Source organism: Noviherbaspirillum sp. (assembly GCF_036846085.1).
GTDB lineage: Bacteria > Pseudomonadota > Gammaproteobacteria > Burkholderiales > Burkholderiaceae_D > Noviherbaspirillum.
This window is the reverse complement of the sequence record NZ_DAIUCO010000010.1, coordinates 1-22,215: the sequence shown is the minus strand read 5'-3', so window position 1 is coordinate 22,215 and position 22,215 is coordinate 1. Positions and strand designations below refer to the sequence as shown.

Below are 22,215 nucleotides of genomic sequence, written 5' to 3'. Positions count from 1 at the left end.
GGTGTATGCCGGCGTTTTTGTACCTACCCTCAACAGGAGACGATTATGTGGAAAATTTTCTTGGCGTTTGTTGCCTTTGCGGCGCTGGCGTTGTTCGTCATCATGAAAGGTGGCGATAAGGTGGATATGCAAGGTGAGGCAGGCGGTCACAGCCCTGTGGAATCGTCCGCACCGGCGACACCTGCTCCGGCAACACCAGCCACTCCCGCACCCGCATCGAAGTAACTGCACATCCCGTTGCCGCGCGATCGAATCCCGTCGCGCGGTGCATCGATCTCTCCGCAATTCCCGGCATTACCCCGCCAGCAAGGTCGTGCATCCCTGCCACCGCAGTCACGTTTTCCGCCTATCCACCGGAAAGTCGACTTTGCGCAGACCGGACCGCCGACGCTTCGCTATGCTTCGATTTGGTCACCCGGAATCCCGACTCGCTATACCGGCGTTGAATCAACTACAATACCCTCCTCTGTCCAGTGTCTGATCCGCCATGCGTCGTCCTTCCAAAAGCACCACCCTCAAACTTTCCAGTGACAGCCATCGTCTCGTTGACCTTGCGCAAGGGCTGATGCAGTCCTCCAGCCGGACCGAGGAAAAGTCCTGGGAAAACGGCCTCGACAAGCTGCTGCACAAGCTTCTGAAAACCGGCCACCAGGACACCATCGATGCCGCACTGGATCACCTCTTCAAGTCCGATCCCGGCGCTTATGACTGCCTGATGGATGCGGCCGAGGCCGCCAGCGAGTCCTGCACGATCGAACATGACGGCGTGGAATACGACGCGCTGCTGATCGCCGCGCCGATTCTTGCCTGGACGCGCTATTCGATTGCCTCCGGTCCGATCGCCGGGGAGATGCGCACCACCCTGTCGGCGCATCTCGGGGCGCATGTCCTTGCGGCCGAGGCGCGGCTCCTGCTTGCGCCCACCTTGTATGCCATCGACCAACTCCCACGCAGCCATGCCGAGACCTATGCACTGACCCAGCGCATGGCACAGGCTGTCATCAAGAACGCACCGCTTCGTCCGCAGCCGAATCCGCCGGAAACAGCGCCTTTTCTGGCCGATACCCGCTACCTGCTCGCGGTGGTCGCCGCGCCCAGGGGCGAGCCACTGTTCCGCTGGCAGTCCGCACTGAATCCGGCCGAACGCGATCCGGCATACAGGCAATGGCGCACGCAAGCCACGCCCAACATCATGCAACTGCTGCCGGGCTGCAGCATCGAACTGCTGTTACCCGAGGCGTATTACTTTGCGTGCCGGGAAGCCGATAAACTGATCCGCCCCGCATCCATCAGCGCCGCGGTCAATTACCTCACCAATACGCTCGGCGTTGAATCACAGGACCTGCGGGCCATCATCGGCGGCTTCGGCGAGCAGCCGATCGGAGCGCGCATCGATGAATACAGGATCGGCTTCACGCTGCGCCACAGCCCGGAAGTCGTGTATGGCGTCGTATGGCCGCTGTATGGACAGGAAGACGAAGCTGACCCGGAAGTCGCGGCGCTGGTGGAAACCATGGGCAGCAGCGATGAAGATGCGATGCTCGCCGAGCGCCGCACGCCGCTGGAAGAGATCCTGACGTTGCTGAGGGAATGCGGCATCGTGCACATCAAGCGGCATGCGGAGCGATTCCCATTGGAGTTTTGCGAAGACTGCGGTGCACCGCTCTACCCGGACCCGGACGCGGAGCTGGTGCATGCCGAAATGCCGGACGATGCGCCAACTGGGACCGGCCACTTCCACTGACCGCTCACCTACTTCCGTTCACGTCCTTCTGCTTACCATTTGCTGAATGGATGGCGCAGCAGATTGGCGTTGACATAGCGGGCATCGTGCGTCACGTCGTCACCGATCCAGTCGGGAATTGAAAACGCCTGGTCCTCGGCATCCAGCTCGATTTCCGCCACGACCAGGCCGGCATTCTCACCAAGGAACTCATCGACTTCCCAGGTCATGCCGTCGTGCGGAATGCGATACCGGTATTTCTCGATAAGCGGCTTTTCGCAGAGCGTGTCGAGGAATACTTCCGCATCGGCCAACGGGATCGGATATTCCCATTCCCCGCGTGTCGCTCCCTTGCTTCGACCCTTGATCGTCAGAACCGCTTCCTTGTCCAGGATACGCACGCGCACAATGCGATCGCCGTGCGACGAAAGATAGCCTTGCCGGATCAGCATGCCCTGCCCCATTGCCTTCCAGCGCGCATCGCGCACCAGGAATTTGCGTTCGATTTCTACGCCCATTACGACTCCTTCCCGACCATCCGCAGCATCGGCTGCAGAACCGCTTCCCCCAGCCTGGCGCTGCGGGCACCGTTCCAGCCGACGCGCGGATCCGGAAGCTGCGCATTATCCTTGAACGGCATTTCGAGGGTCAGCGACACGCATTTGAAGGTATGGCCGATGTACTTTGATGCCAGTTGCAACATCTCTTCCCGGTATTTCGACGCGGCATAGCCGTGCTCGGTCTGAAAATCCGGGCTTGCCATCCTGAACGCCTCGATGAATTCCTGCTGCTCCGCCGCCTGCTCCGCGCTGAACCCCTCCAGCATCTCGCAACCAGCAACAAACACATACGGCAAGGCTTCATCGCCATGCACGTCGAGAAACACATCGCAGCCGGTTTCATGAATCTTGTTTCGGACCGCGTACACCTCAGGGCTGCGCTCGGGCGACGGCGCCATCCATTCGCGGTTGAGATTGGCGCCCGCCGCGTTCGTACGCAGATTGCCCCGTACCGCGCCATCAGGGTTCATGTTGGGAACCACGTACAACACCGCGTGCTGCAACAGGCGGCGCGCGACCGGATTGCTCTTGTCCGTCAATGCGTCGACCATCCCCTCGACAAACCATTCCGCCATGCTCTCGCCCGGATGCTGGCGTGCGATCACCCAGATTTTTTTCGCGGCGGCAGGGTCGCCGATCACAAGCAAGTCAATATCGCGGCCATCCACGGTGCTGCCAAGGCAAGCACCGCGAACACGCGGCGAGGCCTGCGCACGGGCCACCATATCCAGATGACGTTCCCAGGAATACGGCTCGAAGTATGCGTAATAGACGCTGTCGCGTTCAGGCGTATGCTGAATGGTCAAGACCTCTCCATCGAACGAGGTCGGCACCCGAAACCAATCCTTGCGGTCGTAGCTCGCCACCGCCTGGTAATCCTTCCAGCCACCGGGATACGTCGCCTGGCCCGCATTCCGGATGCGCATGGTGCACGCCGCATTCCGTGCTCCTTGTAAACGGAAATAGAACCACTGCGCAAAGTCGGCATGGGAATCCTTGCGGAGTTGAAGCTGAATATCGTGCGGGCTATTTGCCTGCGTGACGACGATCGCGCCGGCGTCGAGCTGATCACTGATTTGGATTGGCATGGAAGGATAAAGGGAAGGAAGTGGACAACTGGAAAGCGCACTGTGCAGATGCTATTCTGCGCTTCCCTCGTTTCGCGTAAGTGTGCCATGAAGCTTTTTTCAGTGCTTGCTCTCCTCCTTCTCGGACTGACCGGCAACATTGCCCGGGCAGCGGATGCGTGGCCGTCGAAGCCGATCCGATTCGTCGTTGCCGCGCCGGCGGGCTCATCGCTCGACATCATCGCCCGCACCGTCGGCGACAAACTCAAAGACCGCCTGAACCAGGCGGTGATCGTCGAAAACGTTCCGGGAGCCTTCGGCACCATCGCAACCGCCCAGGTCGCCCGCGCCGCGCCAGACGGCTACACGATGCTCCTGTCGTTCAACGGCCCGTTGGCCTTCATCCAATTCATGACCAAACTGCCCTACGATCCGCAGCGAGACCTACAGCCGGTCATGATCGCCAGCTCCCAGCCCAATATTCTTGCCGTCAACGCCGATCTGCCGGTACGTACTCTGAAAGACTTGATTACTCATGCCAACGCCAATCCTGGCAAGCTCAACTATGCGTCGGTCGGCAACGGCTCCTCATCGCACCTGACGATGGAGCTGTTCAAATCCATGACCGGCACCTACCTTGTACACATTCCCTATAACGGCGCACCGCCAGCCGCGGCGTCCGTCGTCGCAGGCGATACGCAACTACTGTTCTCCGTACCCACGGTCGTGCTGCCGCATGTCAGGAGCGGCAAGGTCAAGGCGCTTGCCGTCACCAGCCGTACCCGATTTTCATTGTTGCCGGATATACCGACCATGGCCGAAGCCGGCATGCCTGCATTTGAATCCCTCGCCTGGAACGGTGTCCTCGTGCCCGCCAGGACGCCGCCGGATGTCGTCAAGCGACTGAATGCGGAGCTGAACGCCATCATTCAGATGGCGGATGTAAAAGCACGCTTGAACAATGCTGGCCTGGAACCGGTCGGCGGCACCCCGGAAGCATTCAAAAAACTGATCGACGAGGAAGCCGCGAAATGGGAGCCGGTGATCCGGAAAACCAAGGCAAAGCTGGATTGAATACCGGACACAAAGATAGCCCGCCATGCGTGGCGGAAAGCGTTATCGCTCTGCTATAATCGCAACTTCGTCGGGGCGTAGCGCAGCCTGGTAGCGTACTTGCATGGGGTGCAAGGGGTCGGAGGTTCGAATCCTCTCGCCCCGACCAATAGAATCAAAGGGTTACAGATTTCATTCTGTGACCCTTTTTTGTTTTTATACATTTGACCCCAACTTTGACCCCCACAAATTTTTGACCTTCCAAATTGCAATTGATTGCAAAATGCGTATTCCCTAAGGCTTGCTGCCCCTTGGACAGAGAATTAATTGCCTTAAATGACCAATCTGGCTGGAACGGATCGGACTAGGGGAGGAGAAAACGGTCGCTGATATTTTTTCGAATTCTCACTTGATGCCCCGGGCGGGCAGTCCATAAGATGAGGTCCATGACATCAAAAGTGCTTCCTTTTCATAGAACTCCGGACAAGCGCTTGCAGAGAAACAGGGCTTCGTCGAAAATCTTGTTCCAATTCAAGGTCATATGCCAAGTTCATTCTGAGTGCTCTCTTAGATATTGTTCGAATCAGAAAAAATGCCAACTGAATCCTCAACAAGAAAGGAATTCATCGACATCCGTCTCAAGGAGGCAGGGTGGAACGTCAGTAATCGGACACAGGTCGTTCAGGAATTCTTTGTATCGCGTATTGGCGAGAAAGATTCCGCGGCAAATCCTAACTTCCGCGAAAGCTTATTCACGGCTGGTTCCCGAGAATTCATTGACTACGTTCTGCTTGGCAAGAATGGCAATCCAATAGCCGTCGTCGAAGCCAAAAAATCCTCTAAGGACGCAGAACTTGGTCGTGAGCAGGCGAAACAATATTGCCACAACATCTGGGTGCAACATGGTGGTGATCTACCATTCTGCTTCTACACAAACGGGCACGAGATTTTTTTTTGGAACCTTGGCGAAGCGCCTCCGCAAAAGGTTCACGGCTTCCCCACGCGACAAGACCTTGAGCGGTTGCTCTACATTCGAAAGCACAAAAAGCCTCTCACAGATGAGCTGATCAACACTGCCATAGCTGGTCGTGACTTCCAGCTCCAGGCCATTCGGTCGGTTATGGAAAGCATCGAAAGGAATCGCCGCCTGTTCCTCCTCGTAATGGCTACCGGTACCGGCAAGACTCGCACTTGCATCGCTCTGATCGATGCCCTTATGCGTGCCGGACACGTGCAACGAACCCTCTTCCTCGTAGACCGCATTGCGCTACGTGCACAAGCCCTCGACGCCTTTAAAGAACATATCCCCGACGAGCCCCATTGGCCGGAACTCGGCGAAAAGACCATTGCCACTGACCGCCGCATCTACGTCGCAACTTACAAGACGATGCTCAACATCGTCCGTGACAAAACAGTCCCTCTCTCATCGCATTTCTTCGACCTCATCGTAATCGATGAAAGCCACCGCTCCATTTACAACACCTATGGCGAGGTGCTCGACTACTTCAATGCAATCAAGCTAGGCCTCACCGCCACGCCCCGGGATGTCGTGGATCACAATACGTTTGCGCTATTTCAGTGTGAGGATGGTTTGCCTACTTTTGCCTACTCCTACGACGAGGCTATTGACCACGCCCCTCCTTACCTATGCGACTTCCGTGTCCTTAAAATTAGGACGAAATTCCAGGACGAAGGAATCAGCAAGCGCACCATCAGCCTCGACGATCAAAAGCAGCTCATCCTCGAAGGTAAAGAAATCGAAGACATCAACTTCGAAGGCAGCGAGTTGGAAACAACCGTCACCAACCACGCCACGAACGCTCTCATTGTTAAGGAGTTCATGGAGGAGTCCATCAAGGATCCAAATGGAGTCCTGCCGGGCAAAACCATCTTCTTCTGCATGTCCATGAAGCACGCTCGACGACTTGAGGCCATCTTTGATTCCCTTTATCCGGAATATAACGGCGAGCTGGCTAAGGTAATGGTATCCGACGATCCCCGTGTTTATGGCAAGGGAGGCCTGCTTGATCAATTTACCCGCAACGATATGCCACGCGTTGCCATCAGCGTGGATATGCTAGATACCGGCATTGACGTGCGAGAAATTGTGAATCTCGTCTTCGCCAAACCTGTCTTCAGTTATACCAAGTTCTGGCAGATGATTGGCCGCGGCACTCGCCTGCTAGAGTCGAGCAAGATCAAACCTTGGTGTCTAGAGAAAGATGTTTTCCAGATCATCGACTGCTGGAACAACTTCGATTACTTCACACTTACGCCCAAAGGCAAAGAACTCAAGCCGCAAACTCCGCTCCCCGTTCGCTTTGTCGGCGTCCGCATCGACAAGATCGAAGCAGCTCAAGTCCTCGGCAAGACCAACGTCGCAAAAAAAGAGATTGCCATTCTCCGCACTCAGATTGCAGCCTTGCCGGCGCGCTCAGTCACCGTCATGGAAGCACAGGCTCAGCTCGCTCAGTGTCAGGCAGAAGATTTCTGGCAGTCGCTCACGGCCGAGCTCATCGTCTTCCTGCGCCATGCTATTCAGCCGCTCTTCCGCATCGTCTCACAGGCCGACTTCAAAGCCATGCGTTTCGAAAAGGATGTCTTGGAGGCCTCTCTCGCCCACTTGAAGGATGAGAAGGAAAAGTATGCAACCCTCACAGAAAACCTAGTTGCCCAGATCAGCGAACTCCCGCTCTCCGTGAACATCGTGGCTCAGAAAACCGAGCTTATACACAGAGCCCAGACGAATCACTATTGGACAACGATGACCGACCAGGATTTCGATCACCTCGCCATCCAGCTCGCCCCCCTTATGCATTTTCGCGATGGGAAAAATTCCAGCATCGGCCCAGCCAAGTTCAACTTTGCCGACATGCTCACCGCCAAAGAATACGTCGAATTCGGCCCTGGACACGAGTCACTCAGCGTGGCTCAATATAGGCAGTTGGTGGAGCAAAAGGTGAACGAACTCGTAGTTAAAAATCCCATTCTCCAGAAGATCCGGGATGCCCAGCCTGTCAGCGAAAAGGAGGCCGAGATTTTAGCTGCTCAGCTTCATGACGAGCATCCTCACATCACGCTCCAACTCTTGCGCCGGGTTTACCAACATCGGACAGCACCGTTTCTCCGATTCATCCGCCATATTCTTGGGATCGAAATCCTCGAAAGCTTTCCGGACACCGTGTCCCGCTCAATAGACCAATTCATTGTCGAGCACCGCACGCTGACCAGCCACCAGCTTCAATTCCTCAACCTCTTGCGGGACTATCTCATTGATCGCGGCGGCATTGAGAAGCGGGACCTAATCCAGGCGCCTTTTACCATTATCCACCCGAGCGGCATTCGTGGCGTTTTCTCGCTAACGGAAATCGACGAAATCTTAACGCTTACACAGAAACTAGCCGCCTAATATGCTACAACTCAACCCAAGACTTAAAGCCCTCATCGGCAAACTGTGGAACCGCTTCTGGGCCGGCGGCATTTCTAATCCACTCGCCGCTATTGAACAGATCACCTATCTGCTGTTCATGAAGCAACTTGATGAACTTGACCTCAAACGTGAGAATGATGCCAAGTTCACCGGCGACACCTTCACCTCGCGCTTCTCAGGCAATTTCTTCCTGCCCTACGACACTGCGAAGAAAAATCCCATAGACAAAGCTACCTTGCGCTGGAGTTACATTAAGGAGATGAAGGCGGAGCTCATGTTGACCCACGTTCAGCAAAATGTCTTCCCATTCATAAAAGACTTCACTGGAGACAGCAGTGCTTTCACGCGCCACATGACTAATGCCGTCTTCCTAATCCCCAGCGCCAACCTGCTGCAAGGCGCCATCGCTATCATCGAAGAGATCTTTATTGAAATCGAGCGCGACGCCCGGGAGGAAGGCCATCTCTTCCAAGACATCCAGGGCGATGTTTATGAAATGCTGCTCAATGAGATCAGCAGCGCCGGAAAGAACGGCCAGTTCCGCACCCCACGCCACATCATCAAGCTCATTAGTGAACTGGTGAATCCCCAACTCGGCCACCGTGTCTGCGACCCTGCCTGCGGCACCGCAGGCTTCCTTTTGGACGCCTATCAATACATCATCACGCAGCTCGCTCGACGGAATGCGAATAATAACCAGACCTTCATGCCTGATGAGGATGGCTTCGTCCGCAGCAGCATCACTGGACTACTCACGCAGGACAACAAGGAAATTCTTGAGCAGAATCTCCACGGCTACGACTTCGATGCCACCATGGTTCGGCTCGCCCTCATGAACCTCATGATGCATGGCATTGACAATCCCCACGTGGATTACAAGGACACCCTCAGCAAAGGCTTCACAGAGGAAGGCGAATACGACATCATCATGGCCAATCCGCCCTTCACCGGCAGCATTGACAAGGGTGACATCAACGAAAGCCTCCAACTCAATACCACCAAGACCGAGCTGCTTTTCACCGAGCGCATCTTCACCCTGCTAAGGACGGGTGGCACTGCCGGCATCATCATCCCGCAGGGCGTACTCTTTGGCTCCGGCGGTGCATTTGTGGAGGCGCGGAAGAAACTCGTCGAGGAAGCCGAGCTAAAAGCAGTCATCTCCCTGCCTAGTGGCGTCTTCAAACCCTACGCCGGAGTCGCCACCGCCATCCTCGTATTTACCCGAGGCGGTAAGACCGAGCACACCTGGTTCTACCAGCTCGAAAACGACGGTCTGTCCCTCGACGATAAGCGTCAGCGTATCGCTGGTAGCGAATTGCCGGATCTAGTAACGCAATGGAAAGCCCGTGATCCAGAGAAACCCGGGGATCGCAAGGCGAAATACTTCTTTGTCCCGGCTCAGGAGCTTCGCGATAAGCAATACGACCTTTCATTCAACCGCTACCATAAAGCCGAGCACGATGAAGCGGTTTACGAAGAGCCGAAAGTAATTCTGAAAAAACTAAAGATTCTTGAAGACAAGATTCAACATGGCATTGCGGAACTACAGAGAATCTTGGGATGATCAAGCTTCATCAATTCTTCACGCACCGCATAGTGTCGTGTGCTCAACCAGAAAAAATGACAGCATCATGAAACCGTTAGGCACCTTCTGCGAATTCAAATATGGCCGAAGCCTTCCCGAAAAGAACCGTCGCGGTGGCGAATTTCCAGTTTATGGTTCAAATGGAATTGTTGGATGGCACGATACGCCCCTGACATCGGGACCAACTATCATCATCGGGAGAAAAGGCTCAGCAGGTGCGTTGCAGTATTCAGACAAGTCATGCTGTCCTATCGATACCACTTACTATGTAGATCGCGATTGCACTCAGGTTGATTTAAGGTGGCTGTTTTTCATGCTTCAAAAACTCGGACTCGATACTCTAAATAAGCATGTCGCGGTTCCAGGGCTCAACCGCAATGATGCCTACGAGAAGGAGCTGCCAGTCCCACCCATTGACGAACAAGAGCGAATCGCGGCGGTATTAGCGAAGGTGGATGAGCTTCGCCGGGATCGCCGGCAGTCACTCCAACTCACCGAAAAGCTCCTCCAATCCGTCTTCATCAACATGTTCGGTGACCCCGGCACGAACCCCAGAGGTTGGGTTCAATGTTCGTTAAATGATCTTTGCGAAAAGATCGTCGACTGTCCGCACAGCACGCCAGTCTACTCGGACGCTCCAACCAATTTTTACTGTGTTAGGTCTAGCGACATCCAAAATGGCAAACTAGACTTAACGTCCACTAGATATGTTTCAGAGACTGTGTTTGCCGAACGAATTGCACGCCACGAACCGAAGGTTGGCGAAGTGATTTATACAAGAGAAGGTGGGCGGCTTGGCTACGCCGCTCAAATTCCAAAAGAAAAAAAAATCTGTCTCGGGCAAAGGATGATGCTTTTTTCCGCTAAGGCCAATATAGCCTCGAACGCTTTTTTGAATGGCCTACTCAATTCAGATTCATTTCGCAGCAAGGTACTTAAATTGGTCGGTGGTGGCGCAGCTCCAAGGGTCAACATTAAAGATCTGAGAGCCATTAGTGTGTATCGACCGCCAATCGAAATGCAGCTACGTTACGAGCAGTTTTCGACCACTCTTACTAAAGAGGAAGAGTCGCTTGCGAGTTCAGAGATGTACCTTACCAGATTGTTTTCCTCACTCCAACAGCGAGCATTCAGTGGGGACTTAGACGTGAGTCGCCTCGTTCTCGATTTTTCTGACGATTCATTCTCCGCATCCGAGCCGCAAAGTAGCGCCGTCAAAGCAATTAAACCTAAGGCGGAAACGCAATTCCTCCGCGCTCCAAAAACCATCGAAGCGCACCTCGAGAAGCTCGACAGCATAGTGGGCAAAGGCGAGGCAATCCCTTGGTCAGCCGCTTACTTCAAATATCGCATTCTCGGTGCGCAGTCCGCTCCCTTTAGCTTCAACGAAGTGATGCTAAAGGCCGAATCCGTCTTTGACGAGCCACCGCCTTATGAGGAGATCAAGGACATCATTCTAAAACTTCTCGACCAGAGCGAAGGTCATGCCATCCTAAACCAGAGCTTCGACGAAGGGACAGATGAAAATCCTGGACGCAAAGAGATCATATTCACTCCTGTGCTATGAAACTCCTTCGCCTTCAGCTGAACGTGCCATTCCGCAGCCTCGCCGCGGGTTTCGAAGTGCAATTTCTTGACGATTGGAACTGGGATCGAAGCTTTAGATTTAGTGATGACTACAAGCGTTGCTTCGAGTTTCATCCCTATTGCCTCGCCGGGCGCAACGGAAGCGGCAAATCGAATGTCCTTGAAGCTCTCGCTGCCATCTTTTATCACATCGAATGCATTTACCTCGATTATCGGCCCGAAGGATTTGAGTTTGATGCCGAGCTCAATCCCGATGGTTTCCGAGCCGAGGAAGCTACGCCGGATGCCTTCGAACTCGAATACCTGATCCCGAACCACAGAATAGTTTCTCGTGAACCGTGGCCAAAGCAAGACGATTGGCCTGTGTTCCACATCCGAATTGTGAAAAAAGTGGGAGAGCGTCCAGTCATCGACTGGTTGAACAAGTTAAAATCTGGGGAAATCACCGCAACGGAACTAACCCGCGCCGAAGTCAAAGCCTACTTGCCGACTTACATTCTTGGCTACTCCTCTGGCCATAACGAAATCTTAAGTTTGCCCTTCTTCAAGATGCGGTTCATTCACTTCGATGAATACCGCGACCATTTGACCAAAGATGTACCGTACGATGGCAGACCGGAAGGTCGGATGATATACCTCGACGATCAGTTCAACCAAGCGATACTGCTCTGCCATTTCCTCTTCCCCAGCGAAGCCGTGACAAGGGTATTCGAGGAAAAAATCGGACTGAAAGGCATCCGCCGCTTCCGCCTTATCATTCGTCGACATCACCGCGTGCGAATCGCGGATGAGCGTCTGGAGACGATGCGGCTTTCAGATGAAGATCAGAAGGACCAATCTAAGACGACGATCGAACTCACTGATAAGCTGCAATTCGAATTGATAGAGAAGCTCATCAAGTGCTCAACAACCTTCTACGAGGATTTCTCCGCATACGAAGACGATGAAGGAAGTGACCTTCTCCTTGATTACTGGGTGGATGACGCAACACGGAAGGCCTTTCAGTTCCACTTTGGCGCTGGGGTTGGTGGATCTGAAGAACTGTCTAAGGCAGCCTCAGCACTAAATCTTTTTCAGTCACTGCAAACCCTTCTCACGCTAAATCACTATCAAGTAGATGATAAGACCAAGGCCGAGCTTTACCGCTCAGACAGTCTATACCTGAACGAAACTATTCCCATGCCCGCATCCCACGAGCGGATCATGCGATTCAAGGACTTTGAGATTATCAAAGACGGCGTAGACGCAAAGCTCTATGGTAAAGCGCTATCCGACGGCGAGCATCAGCTCATTCACACCATCGGCCTCTGCCTGCTCTTTCGCCATGAGCCTGCACTCTTCCTGCTAGATGAACCCGAAACCCATCTCAACCCTGACTGGCGCGCTTCCTACATTTCAACTCTTCGCGCCGCCCTCGAGGCCGATGCGGCAACGAAGAACGTAATGCGGGATGTTCTTCTCACCTCGCATTCACCATTTATCATTTCTGACTGCCGTCAAGAAAATGTATTGGTATTTGCGAGGAACGAAGACGGTAAAGTTGAGTGGAACGATCCAGGCTTCAACACTTTCGGAGCCTCCGCCAACGCGATCACAATTAGGGTATTTGGACAAAAAGAATCTATCGGCGATTACGCCGCCCATAAACTGGATGAACTTCGCGATCGTCTTGCAGCGGATGAAGACCCGGATGAGCTAATTGAAAACGCAAATGCTCTTTTGGGAGACTCAGTAGAGAAGATTCTCTTTATCAACCAGGCGCTCGATCGTAAGGAGGCAAAATAGAGCCATGCTTTTCACCTATGTTTATATCTCGCACCCATTGGAAAGGATTCAAGGCTGGTTAGCCCATCTCGTGAAAGAAGTATGGTGCAAACCACGGCCGCATTTCTACCTAAGGCTGCTAGATCCTGAATTTGAACAGGTAGTGCGTGAGACGGTTAAGAACGCCAAGAGTAAAGACTATCTGTGGAAGCCCATCCGTAGAATCCATAATCTTTGCCGCGATCAGCTCTCCGCGGCACAACGAGTCGAACTCGCAAAATGGATAGACAACAACAATAACATTGAAGCCCTTTGCGTTGGTAGCCCCGGCGTGTCGCCAGTGACTTATACGGACATTGCGCAGATAAACTCTCAGCTCGCGAATGAGCTTCACGAGTTTTGCACAAATCTCTGGACTGCAGTGCGCAAACTACAACCCGTCACAGATCGACTTGGCACCTTGGGCGAGCACTTTGATGAATTTAAGAAAGCGAATCGAACAGGAATTTGTCCCTTTTGTGGCATCTCTCGAATGGAAGGTGTCTTTAGTGAAACTCAAGAAGACTATGATCATTACCTCCCCAAGGGAAAATACGCGTTCAATGCTGTCGCACTGAAGAATCTCGCGCCGATTTGCGACAAGTGCAATAAGAAATACAAGCTCCAACAGGACCCGCTATATAAAGAGGATGGAGGTAGACGAAAAGCTTTTTACGGTTATGCAACCGCCGGTCAGAGCATTAACTTCAATATTACGCTTAAACCGGCAAATGGTAAGCCAATCGACTCGATGAATCTTTGCCCTGAGAATATTGAACTTGAAATCACAGCGCCTGGGAAAGACGAAGAATTGGCCGGTTGGATAGAGGTCTTTAAGATCGAGAAGCGCTACAAAGATTTGTGTTGCGGAACCGACGCTGGAGGCCGTTATTGGCTTGAACAAGTGCTTGGTGAAATGAAGCTTATTGGGGCGACACCCGCAGATGCTCTGGCTGCGGTCGAACGAGCCGCTTCGACGCAAAGATGGGCAGATGCTAATTTCTTGAAACTTCCTTTTCTTGAAGGATGTCGTACTGCCGGACTCATAAGGTGATTATGCGCAATGAGTAAGCGTGCCCTGGTGACAAAGAGATAAACCGCGCCCGCAAAGGCGTCATTAGTACCAGTATGCGTTACAAAAATAAAGAGCGCGATGAAAGCAATCGATACGCTCGGCCACAGCACATGTCGGGACAGGCAACCTATGGCAGATTGACGCGCGCTCAACTATAAGCTTGGCGCCAGGCACAAACATTGGGAACTCATAGTCCGGTGTCGGCCTTCAGAAGCATTGCGCGCTGAGAGTACTCAATATCGGAATTGAACGTACATCGGCATACTACAACATTTATAGCACTGCCCCCGCAGCATTGCCGTCAAATAAACTAGCATCGCGAACATAGCGAGAAACCATCGTGTCGGATGCATGCCCAGATTGCGCCTTGATTTTCCAGATTGGGACGCCCGCCATTGCCGCTGAGGTAACTAAGCCTGCTCGAAGTGAGTGACCTGAAATACTTGCTGCGTTAAGGCCAATGGCTGCGGCATAGCCTTTGACAATGAGCGCAACCGACTGAGCGGTTAAACGGACAGCGCCAATCTTGCTGCCTTTCGTGACACGTCGAAACAGTGGCCCGTCGACGAGTTTCGCAAGTGTCAGCCAATGCTCCACGGCCCTGACCGGGCAGGCACAGGTTCTACCATATGGCACGGCAATCTTACGACCTTTACTGACCTGATCCGTCTTCCCTCGTCGAATATGCAAGATGAGGCCTTCTTTGACGAATTGGATATCGGACACATCAAGCGCCACCAACTCAGACCGACGCAGTGCCGCTGCGAACCCTAAGAGAACTAGTGCTCGATCTCGAATTCCCTTCGCGCCAAACATAAGAGGCAGAATAGAGATAATGTCACTTTTAAGCAGCGGTACAGATTGACGTTGGGGCGTACCGTTCTTCCGGCGCATGCCACGTAACACGGCGCGCACTAGATCGTTCTTGGCTGGATCGGCAATACCTTGGCTGGTGTGGGCTCGACTAATTCCGATTACGCGTCGTGCAATTGTGTACACCGAATGAATCTTTGACCGACAAGCAATGTAGGTTGCAAGTTGCTCTGGAGTGCAAGGAACTTCCCCACCCCATGCCATGAAATCGGCTAAATCGCCGCGGTACGCAAGTCTTGTATTATCGGCCAGCGCGGCGACAACAAATTCAAAAACCAGCCTATGACCCTCAGAGAGATGTGCAACTGATTGCAATTGATTGCAAAAATCCTCCCTGTTTGCTAGTCGCATCTGCTCCTCCACTTCAACAGAATTTGGTAGCGATAAATGAACATTATCGCTACTAAAAACGTTTGTCAGTGGGGTCAATCGATTGTCCATCGCAAGCTACCTCCTGTCGATGAAGGGCCAAATTTCGGACGCTGGATTGGGGGTAAGGTGGGATAAATATTTTTCCAATAATGCGCTCCCATGTGACGGGTTTGACGCGGTTCGCCCAAAGCTGCGTTTCCCCACTCAATCCATACCCGACGTGGCATTGGACTAATAGTCAAACAAAACACATTGCTTCGCGTCCATTGCATAAGCAGGTCAACGTTCAGATTATGCATTAACCACTGAGCGAACTCATGCTTTGTCACTTCGCCATCCTCGACGCAGTAAGGAAGGATGTCTATACGGGCATATATGTCACTACCCCAGGTTTTACGATCAAATTGATGAGGATTACTGCTGTTAGGATTTGAGCGCCTCTCATCTCTAGACAAGCCAGCATCGATTACTTCACGACTCTGATAAGCAAAAGTGATTGCGAATCGCCCGAACTTACTTAGTATCGGCTCTAGCAGCGTTTCGCATAACGCCTTAGCTGCACGCACAACCATATCGGGATCTTCAGGAAAGTTTGAGGCACCTATTGAAGCCGCGTAAGTGCTGAAGAGGAAGTCGCGCAGGATGAAATTCTTGGAAATTCGCGTACGCGATAATTTTTCGTATCTTGCGTAAAGTCTCGAACGGTCAACTGATTTCCGCATGACTCACCAAAAATTGAACGGGTAGGCAAGGTCTATCGATGCCTTACCCTATGTTTAGAGTATCGCGCAATTTAGGCGGTTTGTCAAATAATTATCCTTAATAATCAAATAGTTAGGCGACTTATCCGCAGTCATAATTGGAATAAATTTTCTGATTTGGTTGCATAAGCTATTAGTGAATCACACTCTCATTGCAATTGATTGCAGCCGTAATACCCACCGGATTGATCGCTAGAAGTGCCGTCTCCATTCCTCTCCAAATGACTGCTGGATCCCACCACGGAGCAGCTGCGGCGTTCAGTCGCGACATAAATTTTGTCCTCTGGCTTTTTGCATATTTGGATAGTGCCATGGCAGATCCAACATCAAGACATTCACCCAAAAACTTATGCCATTCAATGTCATTTGACATCAGCCTAGCCGCCTGCAGGTCCGCAATTCTTAAATTGACGAACGGATTTGGCATTTTTGCTTGTAATTCAAAAGGTGCTAGTTTTAGACGACGTGATACGGATTCAATTCTGGTCCTGATGTGATCTGAAGTTTGGAGTTTTTTCTGGAGCAGCTGCCGTCTCTTGTCGTATATGCGGTAACGCAAAGCACTTTGTGGGCTCCCAATATAGGTTGTGCCTTTGACGCCGTCCCCATCAGTATAAATTTCTGAGTGATTGCATCTCTTTCGAAATGGAATAAAAGTATGTGCTGGGTAAGTAAGCGAATCCGCAGCGAACTCAATATAGGCTACCCGCCCATGCATGAACAAGCTAGCGTACTCAAAACCGGGCAAGAATTCCGATACCACCTTTTGAAGACGAGCAAATTCATCTGACTTAAATTTGGAAGGAAACAGACTGAGTTTAAAGTAGCGATGCTTTGATTTTGTGGTCCCGACTTCAATGTTGGCAATCATGCGTCCCTTAACCGGCCAATAACCCAATCTTGTCGTGTATTTTTTCTTTGAAATGGAGATGGTTCCGTTCGGGACCAAATCCGATTTCAAGTCCCGCAATTCAAGTAACTGACCCCACGCAAAGCTATATAAGTTATCGCAGCCAATTCCAACAATGATACAAATTCTGTCAATAATGAGTTTTCTCCATATGCTCAATGCCATTCTCATGCACTCCTTGCATTCCCTTAAACCGGCTTACTAGTAACCGAGAACTGGCCGGCATTTTTCGACCGCCCAACCTGAGTCATTTATTAAGCGCCTCTTTGATTGTTTCGGTTTTCCAGTACGGACGAGCACCGTCTTTCCCGTCTGGCTTAGGGATCAAGCCACGGTTAATGTATGAGTAGACCGTTGCATGGGAAATGCTATACAGAGTCATGATATGGCCAAGGCGAAGACGGCCAGGCTGGTCCAAACTAAGTGTGACTGGAAGCGCTTTACTATGGCCGCGCTTAGGTGCTGGCTCTTGAGCAGTTAGAGTTGATGAATCTTTTGGCATTACAGTTTCCTCATAGGACAGTGCACAACAGCACACTGCTGGACAATAGTCTCCGTCGAGGTAAACCGATAAGGGCTTTCCGTCGCGCCGGAGTGCTGAAATAGCGCATTGCACGCCACTCCTTGTTGATAAAGGAAGACCTCTCCTCTACACACGCACTCCATTGCAAAAACAAGGTTTAGGTATCTATTTTTGACTGAACATAGCCTGGCCGTCAAGTTAACATTTACGCAGCGAGTTGTTTGTCAAAGATACACTCAATCCATTACTAAGTTTTGTGTCTCAAGAATCGAAGAAAGTCTATTTGCCAATACCTGCCATGCCTCTTTTTTCTCCTTCGCATAGTCGTGATGCATGTAATGCCGTCGAATTTTGCTTCCTGCTAAAACATGATTTTGGCAACGATCAATTACGTCTAACGACACACCGGCACTCTGCATAAGAGTCGCTCCTGTGCGGCGAAGATCGTGGGGTGTCCACGCTCCGTTCTTCCCATTAGAGAGCACAAGGGCATTACCATCTTTACTTCTATTCATCATTGGCTTACGAGGCGCACCTGCCTTGTCGTGTTTGAACATTATTTGTCGATCACCAACTTGTTTTGAAATTGATTTAACGCAGACATGGCTGTCACTATTCGCCGCAGGAAAACACCATGAAGAGTGCTTTGTTAGCGAGTGGAGTCGTCTGAATTGATGAAGCGAAAAGTCAGACAAGTAGATCTTCATGTCTGAGACGTTTCCCTTTACATTCGATCTTGGAATGAACCATTCACCAGAATTAAAATCGACATGGTCCCAGCGAGCCATCGAAAGTTCCCCAACGCGACACATGGTAGATAGCATTAGCCATAAAGCGATTTCTGTTGTTTCCGATATTGGACGCGACACTACCCGCTTGTTAGGCGCGTTATTGAATTTATCTTGCATTGCAGCGAGTTTGTCGCGTAGTTCGCAAATCTCACTAGGCGCTAAAATTCGGTCGCGCTCGTTGCTCATGTCGTAATCTGGACTTACGATTTTTTCTATTTCGATCAAGCTGGCAGGATTACCATCGACCATTAATTTGCGCCACACAGGCTGCTTCTCCGCCCAACGAAACATTTGGATTAAGTTATTAGCCATAACTACCGCTGCGCGGTTCACACGACGATCTACCAGCGCCCGAAGAACACCTCTTAGATCTTGAACAGAAAGATTCTTGATCTGCTTGCTACCAATGTTTGGTAGTACGTCCGCGTTGAATGATCTACGGAGTTCATGGTTACCATCATTGCGGCGAACGCCGTGAGCCATCCATTCCTCGAACAAATCATTGACAGATAAACTTTCTGCTTTCTGTCGCTCGATCTCTGCTAGCTTCGATGAAACCGCCTCTTGCTGTTCAATTCGGCTGATTTTTCTCTGCTCTACTGGATCCAGCCCTGATGAGCACAGAGTTCGCGCCTCGTCGCGCTTTCTTCGTATCTCTACCAAAGAGTCCTTTGGCCAAGTGCCACAGGAGAGATCGCGCGTTTTACCGTCCCGTTTAAATCGATACCAAAAAGCGATTGCCACCCCGGAGTTGTTCCGACTGCTAGCACGTACACGCCCCCAAAGAGATCCATCGTCACTTACACGCTTACCTATGTCGGCAGCTGAATACGCCTTCAATTCAATCACAGTCAGTTTCGCCATTTGTCCGCCTATAGTTATTTTGACCCCTACTTTGACCCCAACCAAATCGCAAGATGCAATCTTATCGCCTTGGATATCTGCAGGTTAACAATAACATTAAGCGCTTGTTTTTTAACGTAACTCTGGGATCAGCCATGAAAGTATGGATGGCTAAAGATAACGATCTAAGGAAATGGGGTGCAAGGGGTCGGAGGTTCGAATCCTCTCGCCCCGACCAATAAATTCAAAGACTTACGGAAAGCCGCCTTGTGCGGCTTTTTGTTTTCTCGGCTTTGCCAAGAAAATTTCTAACGCAGAGCCTCCTATTACACTCCGCATGTGCAGCCCGCATGTACCTGTACATTTCCACAGATGGCCTGCAAACTCGGGGCGCATTTATAAAACTGCGAGCGAGTTCGCCAAAGTGGAAACAAATGGATCAAAAGGCACACAACATGCCGGTCGACGAAGAGTGGCCAATGACGGCTTCACCTTCTAGCGCAGTTCTGGCGGCGACTGTGTTATCTCAACGTTGTGCGTCACTGAAATAGTTCGTTGACTATTCAATGGTGCTCGAAAAGTGGACTGCTCCGAGTACTATGAGGGGCTTTACGAGTTCTTGCTTGAATATCGTAATCCGATTTTCAAACTGACTGCCAAATGTAAGTCCGACTGCCTATTCTGGCTTCTCGGCCACATCGCGACAAATTACTAGATTGGCTGATCGCGCAAATCCAGCGCAGCATTTCACTTCAGGACCGATTGCGCATTTCGCTCATCCGCTCACCGTCGGTTCAGCAAATAGCAAACTAGCGAGGAAAAGTGGCAAGCACAAGCCCACGCCGTTGAGCATCACGGTTAATTTGGACTATCAAATCTGACGGGCTCCGTAGTGCCAGCTTTACGTCTAACGACCACGGTACCCGAAAGCTTGTCGTGCCAACCTTGTTTTTTGGAATCCCAACCAACCCATACGAAGCCCAGGCAGAACGGCAGCGCGGAAAGTATGTATCCAAAATAGCGGCCGATTAGTTGGCCGATTGACGGCCTCGCCCCAGTGCGCGCATCGACGACTTGAGCTGCAATCGCCATCTTTCCTGGCGTCGCGCCTTTGGTTGTCCAAAATACGAGAACCACGACGGCCGGCAGAATCCAGGAAACCAAGAAGTCGAACGGTCCTTTTACTAAGCGCGGATCGAGCCAATAATCCGAGCCGTAGACGATGCTAAGTAACGGCAACGTCACCATACATAGGAGGACTGTATCAATGAGAGAAGCACCAAATCGACGCCAGAACCCTGCGTATTCCAGTTCAGACTCAAGTACCACGCCGCCCCCCAGTTGTTATTCTCGACCCGCAAAGTAATTGACCAAGCGCCGGATTAAGCGCCAAGAGTAGCATTGCTTGCAAACAGTTGCATCCCATAAATATGAGAAGGCGATTCCGTCCTAAATCGCCCCAATCTCTAAAAGAGTTCATAAGCATCCATTAGCGATTACCGACAAACTGCGGGCAATATCGACCGACCTTGCCTCCGTCAGGACATGTTCTTAGCAGCAATCCATGAAGGCGAGCTCGACGACCAAAGCGTGCATCATTGTCACGGAGTAGCGCGGAGGTCATGTGCCGTCTCTGCAAATGCATACCTCCCGAAGCGATTATCGTGGCGATGATCTTCATCGTCTTGTGTAGGCATCAGCCCCTATTCCCCGGACCACGGACTGACCATTGCCTACTGGTTTGGCGACCGATTTGGTGTCCAGCATGCCGTTTCTATTTCAAGTCAGAAATCACTACCTGCGTTGGCCGATGATGTCATGCAGGTGGCGAAACTGCCCTGTCGATACGTCGAAAACTTCCCCCAAGATGATTTGAGTTGTGTTCACGTTTACTTCGAATCGACGCCCGCGAAAACAATTTCTTACAAGAATTACGATGCTTTTAAAGAAAGAAACGAGGGATATTTCTTGTCCGACGACTATCCTAACTGCCTTACTTCATTCCTCATTGATTGGCGCGATGAAAAAATTCAAACCTGCTATAAGAAGCCAAGCCCCATCCACGCTGCTGGTCGCCTTGTTGTTCATGAGTCCATTAACGTCGGCGCTTGCCGCGACCCTCGCGGTCGGCCCTGGCAAGCCCTTCCCCACACCTTGCAGAGCATTCGCTGCGGCAGCGGATAACGACATTATCGAAATCGATGCGGCGGGAAGCTATGTCGGCGATGTCTGCGGGATCGCACGCAGCGGCCTTACCATTCGTGGCGTGAACGGGCGTCCGAAGATCGATGCGGGTGGCCGCAATGCAATGGGAAAAGGCATCTGGGTGGTCCAGGGCAGCAATACCGTGATTGAGAACGTCGAGATGTTTGGTGCCAAGGTACCCGACCGTAACGGCGCGGCCCTCCGTCTTGATGGCAAGCACCTGACCGTGCGACGCAGCTTCCTTCATCACAACGAGAACGCGATACTCACCAATAACGACGGCGTGTCGGACATCGTTATCGAACACAGTGAATTCGGACGCAATGGTTTCGGCGACGGTTACTCCCATAACCTGTATATCGGCCGGGTGAACAGCCTTGTTTTCACCGGCAACTATTCGCATGACGCTAATGTGGGACACAATCTGAAGTCCCGCGCGCAAACCAACACCATCACCTACAACCGCTTCTCCAGCCTGGCGCCGGGGCAAACGGGATCGACGGAACCTGGCGCTCCCAGCTACGAGATTGACCTTCCGAATGCAGGCCTCGCCTATGTCATTGGCAATGTCATTCAGCAGCCGTCCATCAGCAACAATCCCGGGATGCTGACCTTCGGCGTGGAGGGTGCGACCAATACCAAACAGGAACTCTATGTCATCAACAACACCTTCCTGAATGACGATAGCTCCCGCGGCACGTTCGTGTCCGTAGGCAGTGGCGTCACAACGCCGATCCTGTTGCAGAACAATATCTTCGCGGGTACCGGGACTGTTACGACGCAGGCAAATGCAATCGACAAGACGAATTATCGTTCCCTCACACCTGCTTTCGTAAATCGCGCAAGTTATGACCTTCGTCCGGCTGCCGGCTCGCAGATGGTCAACACCGGTTCGGCTCCAGCGTCGACCGCTTCTGGAGTAGCACTCAAACCCTCCAGGCAGTACAAGCACACGGCGCAAAGTGAAGCACGCATTGACGATGGGAAAATTGACATAGGTGCGTATGAAGCGGTCATTACGCCAGCTCCTGCACCTGCACCTGCACCTGCACCG

The 22,215-nt window shown here is 52.0% G+C and carries 17 protein-coding genes and 1 tRNA gene; 10 read left to right on the top strand and 8 right to left on the bottom strand.

What is annotated here, in order from left to right; genetic code table 11:
• Window positions 1–45 precede the first annotated feature (45 nt).
• Both V7080_RS02285 and V7080_RS02280 read left to right on the top strand, forming a co-directional pair.
• On the top strand, window positions 46–225 hold the full coding sequence (locus V7080_RS02285) for a hypothetical protein (protein ID WP_334186775.1): 180 nt from the start codon (window positions 46–48) through the stop codon (window positions 223–225).
• A gap of 262 nt (window positions 226–487) precedes the next feature.
• On the top strand, window positions 488–1,744 hold the full coding sequence (locus V7080_RS02280) for a DUF2863 family protein (RefSeq protein WP_334186774.1): 1,257 nt from the start codon (window positions 488–490) through the stop codon (window positions 1,742–1,744).
• A gap of 32 nt (window positions 1,745–1,776) precedes the next feature.
• Here V7080_RS02280 and V7080_RS02275 read toward each other — a convergent pair whose 3' ends face one another.
• Both V7080_RS02275 and V7080_RS02270 read right to left on the bottom strand, forming a co-directional pair.
• Window positions 1,777–2,241 (bottom strand): CYTH domain-containing protein, encoded by a 465-nt coding sequence (locus tag V7080_RS02275; protein WP_334186773.1) that lies wholly within the window; start codon window positions 2,239–2,241, stop codon window positions 1,777–1,779.
• The gene (locus V7080_RS02270) at window positions 2,241–3,371 is read right to left on the bottom strand and encodes a M14 family metallopeptidase (RefSeq protein WP_334186772.1); all 1,131 of its coding nucleotides are present in this window, start codon (window positions 3,369–3,371) and stop codon (window positions 2,241–2,243) included. The genes V7080_RS02275 and V7080_RS02270 overlap by 1 nt, the downstream gene beginning before the upstream one ends.
• Before the next feature lie 87 nt (window positions 3,372–3,458).
• Here V7080_RS02270 and V7080_RS02265 point away from each other — a divergent pair, with 87 nt between their 5' ends.
• The 7 genes from V7080_RS02265 to V7080_RS02235 all read left to right on the top strand — a co-directional run bounded on the left by V7080_RS02265 (window position 3,459) and on the right by V7080_RS02235 (window position 13,862).
• Complete coding sequence (locus tag V7080_RS02265) at window positions 3,459–4,424, top strand: Bug family tripartite tricarboxylate transporter substrate binding protein (protein ID WP_334186771.1); 966 nt, start codon at window positions 3,459–3,461, stop codon at window positions 4,422–4,424.
• Window positions 4,425–4,495: 71 nt separating this feature from the next.
• A tRNA-Pro gene (locus V7080_RS02260) sits at window positions 4,496–4,572 on the top strand.
• A 423-nt stretch (window positions 4,573–4,995) separates the two neighbouring features.
• The gene (locus V7080_RS02255; protein ID WP_334186770.1) at window positions 4,996–7,812 is read left to right on the top strand and encodes a type I restriction endonuclease subunit R; all 2,817 of its coding nucleotides are present in this window, start codon (window positions 4,996–4,998) and stop codon (window positions 7,810–7,812) included.
• Window position 7,813: 1 nt separating this feature from the next.
• Window positions 7,814–9,397, top strand: a complete 1,584-nt coding sequence (locus tag V7080_RS02250; RefSeq protein ID WP_334186769.1) for a class I SAM-dependent DNA methyltransferase — start codon at window positions 7,814–7,816, stop codon at window positions 9,395–9,397.
• A gap of 67 nt (window positions 9,398–9,464) precedes the next feature.
• Entirely contained in the window at window positions 9,465–10,985 is a 1,521-nt protein-coding gene (locus tag V7080_RS02245) for a restriction endonuclease subunit S (protein WP_334186768.1), read from the top strand.
• Window positions 10,982–12,790 carry a restriction system-associated AAA family ATPase gene (locus V7080_RS02240; RefSeq protein ID WP_334186767.1) on the top strand — a complete coding sequence of 603 codons (1,809 nt, stop codon included), beginning with the start codon at window positions 10,982–10,984 and terminating at the stop codon, window positions 12,788–12,790. Before V7080_RS02245 ends, V7080_RS02240 begins: the two co-directional genes overlap by 4 nt.
• A 4-nt stretch (window positions 12,791–12,794) precedes the next feature.
• Complete coding sequence (locus V7080_RS02235) at window positions 12,795–13,862, top strand: hypothetical protein (protein ID WP_334186766.1); 1,068 nt, start codon at window positions 12,795–12,797, stop codon at window positions 13,860–13,862.
• Between the two features lie 294 nt (window positions 13,863–14,156).
• Here the strand turns inward: V7080_RS02235 and V7080_RS02230 are convergent, their stop codons facing one another.
• The 6 genes from V7080_RS02230 to V7080_RS02205 all read right to left on the bottom strand — a co-directional run bounded on the left by V7080_RS02230 (window position 14,157) and on the right by V7080_RS02205 (window position 20,285).
• Window positions 14,157–15,197, bottom strand: coding sequence for a site-specific integrase (locus V7080_RS02230; protein ID WP_334186765.1), 1,041 nt, complete (start codon window positions 15,195–15,197; stop codon window positions 14,157–14,159).
• Window positions 15,182–15,850, bottom strand: coding sequence for a hypothetical protein (locus V7080_RS02225; protein WP_334186764.1), 669 nt, complete (start codon window positions 15,848–15,850; stop codon window positions 15,182–15,184). The genes V7080_RS02230 and V7080_RS02225 overlap by 16 nt, the downstream gene beginning before the upstream one ends.
• A 172-nt stretch (window positions 15,851–16,022) precedes the next feature.
• Window positions 16,023–16,964 carry a hypothetical protein gene (locus V7080_RS02220; RefSeq protein ID WP_334186763.1) on the bottom strand — a complete coding sequence of 314 codons (942 nt, stop codon included), beginning with the start codon at window positions 16,962–16,964 and terminating at the stop codon, window positions 16,023–16,025.
• Window positions 16,965–17,046: 82 nt separating this feature from the next.
• Window positions 17,047–17,301, bottom strand: a complete 255-nt coding sequence (locus tag V7080_RS02215; protein ID WP_334186762.1) for a hypothetical protein — start codon at window positions 17,299–17,301, stop codon at window positions 17,047–17,049.
• Window positions 17,302–17,558: 257 nt separating this feature from the next.
• Window positions 17,559–18,977, bottom strand: a complete 1,419-nt coding sequence (locus tag V7080_RS02210) for a tyrosine-type recombinase/integrase (RefSeq protein ID WP_334186761.1) — start codon at window positions 18,975–18,977, stop codon at window positions 17,559–17,561.
• Window positions 18,978–19,814: 837 nt separating this feature from the next.
• Window positions 19,815–20,285 carry an RDD family protein gene (locus V7080_RS02205; RefSeq protein ID WP_334186760.1) on the bottom strand — a complete coding sequence of 157 codons (471 nt, stop codon included), beginning with the start codon at window positions 20,283–20,285 and terminating at the stop codon, window positions 19,815–19,817.
• 550 nt (window positions 20,286–20,835) lie between these two features.
• Here V7080_RS02205 and V7080_RS02200 point away from each other — a divergent pair.
• Window positions 20,836–22,215: right-handed parallel beta-helix repeat-containing protein (locus V7080_RS02200; protein ID WP_334186759.1), on the top strand; the 1,380-nt coding region annotated here is incomplete at its 3' end.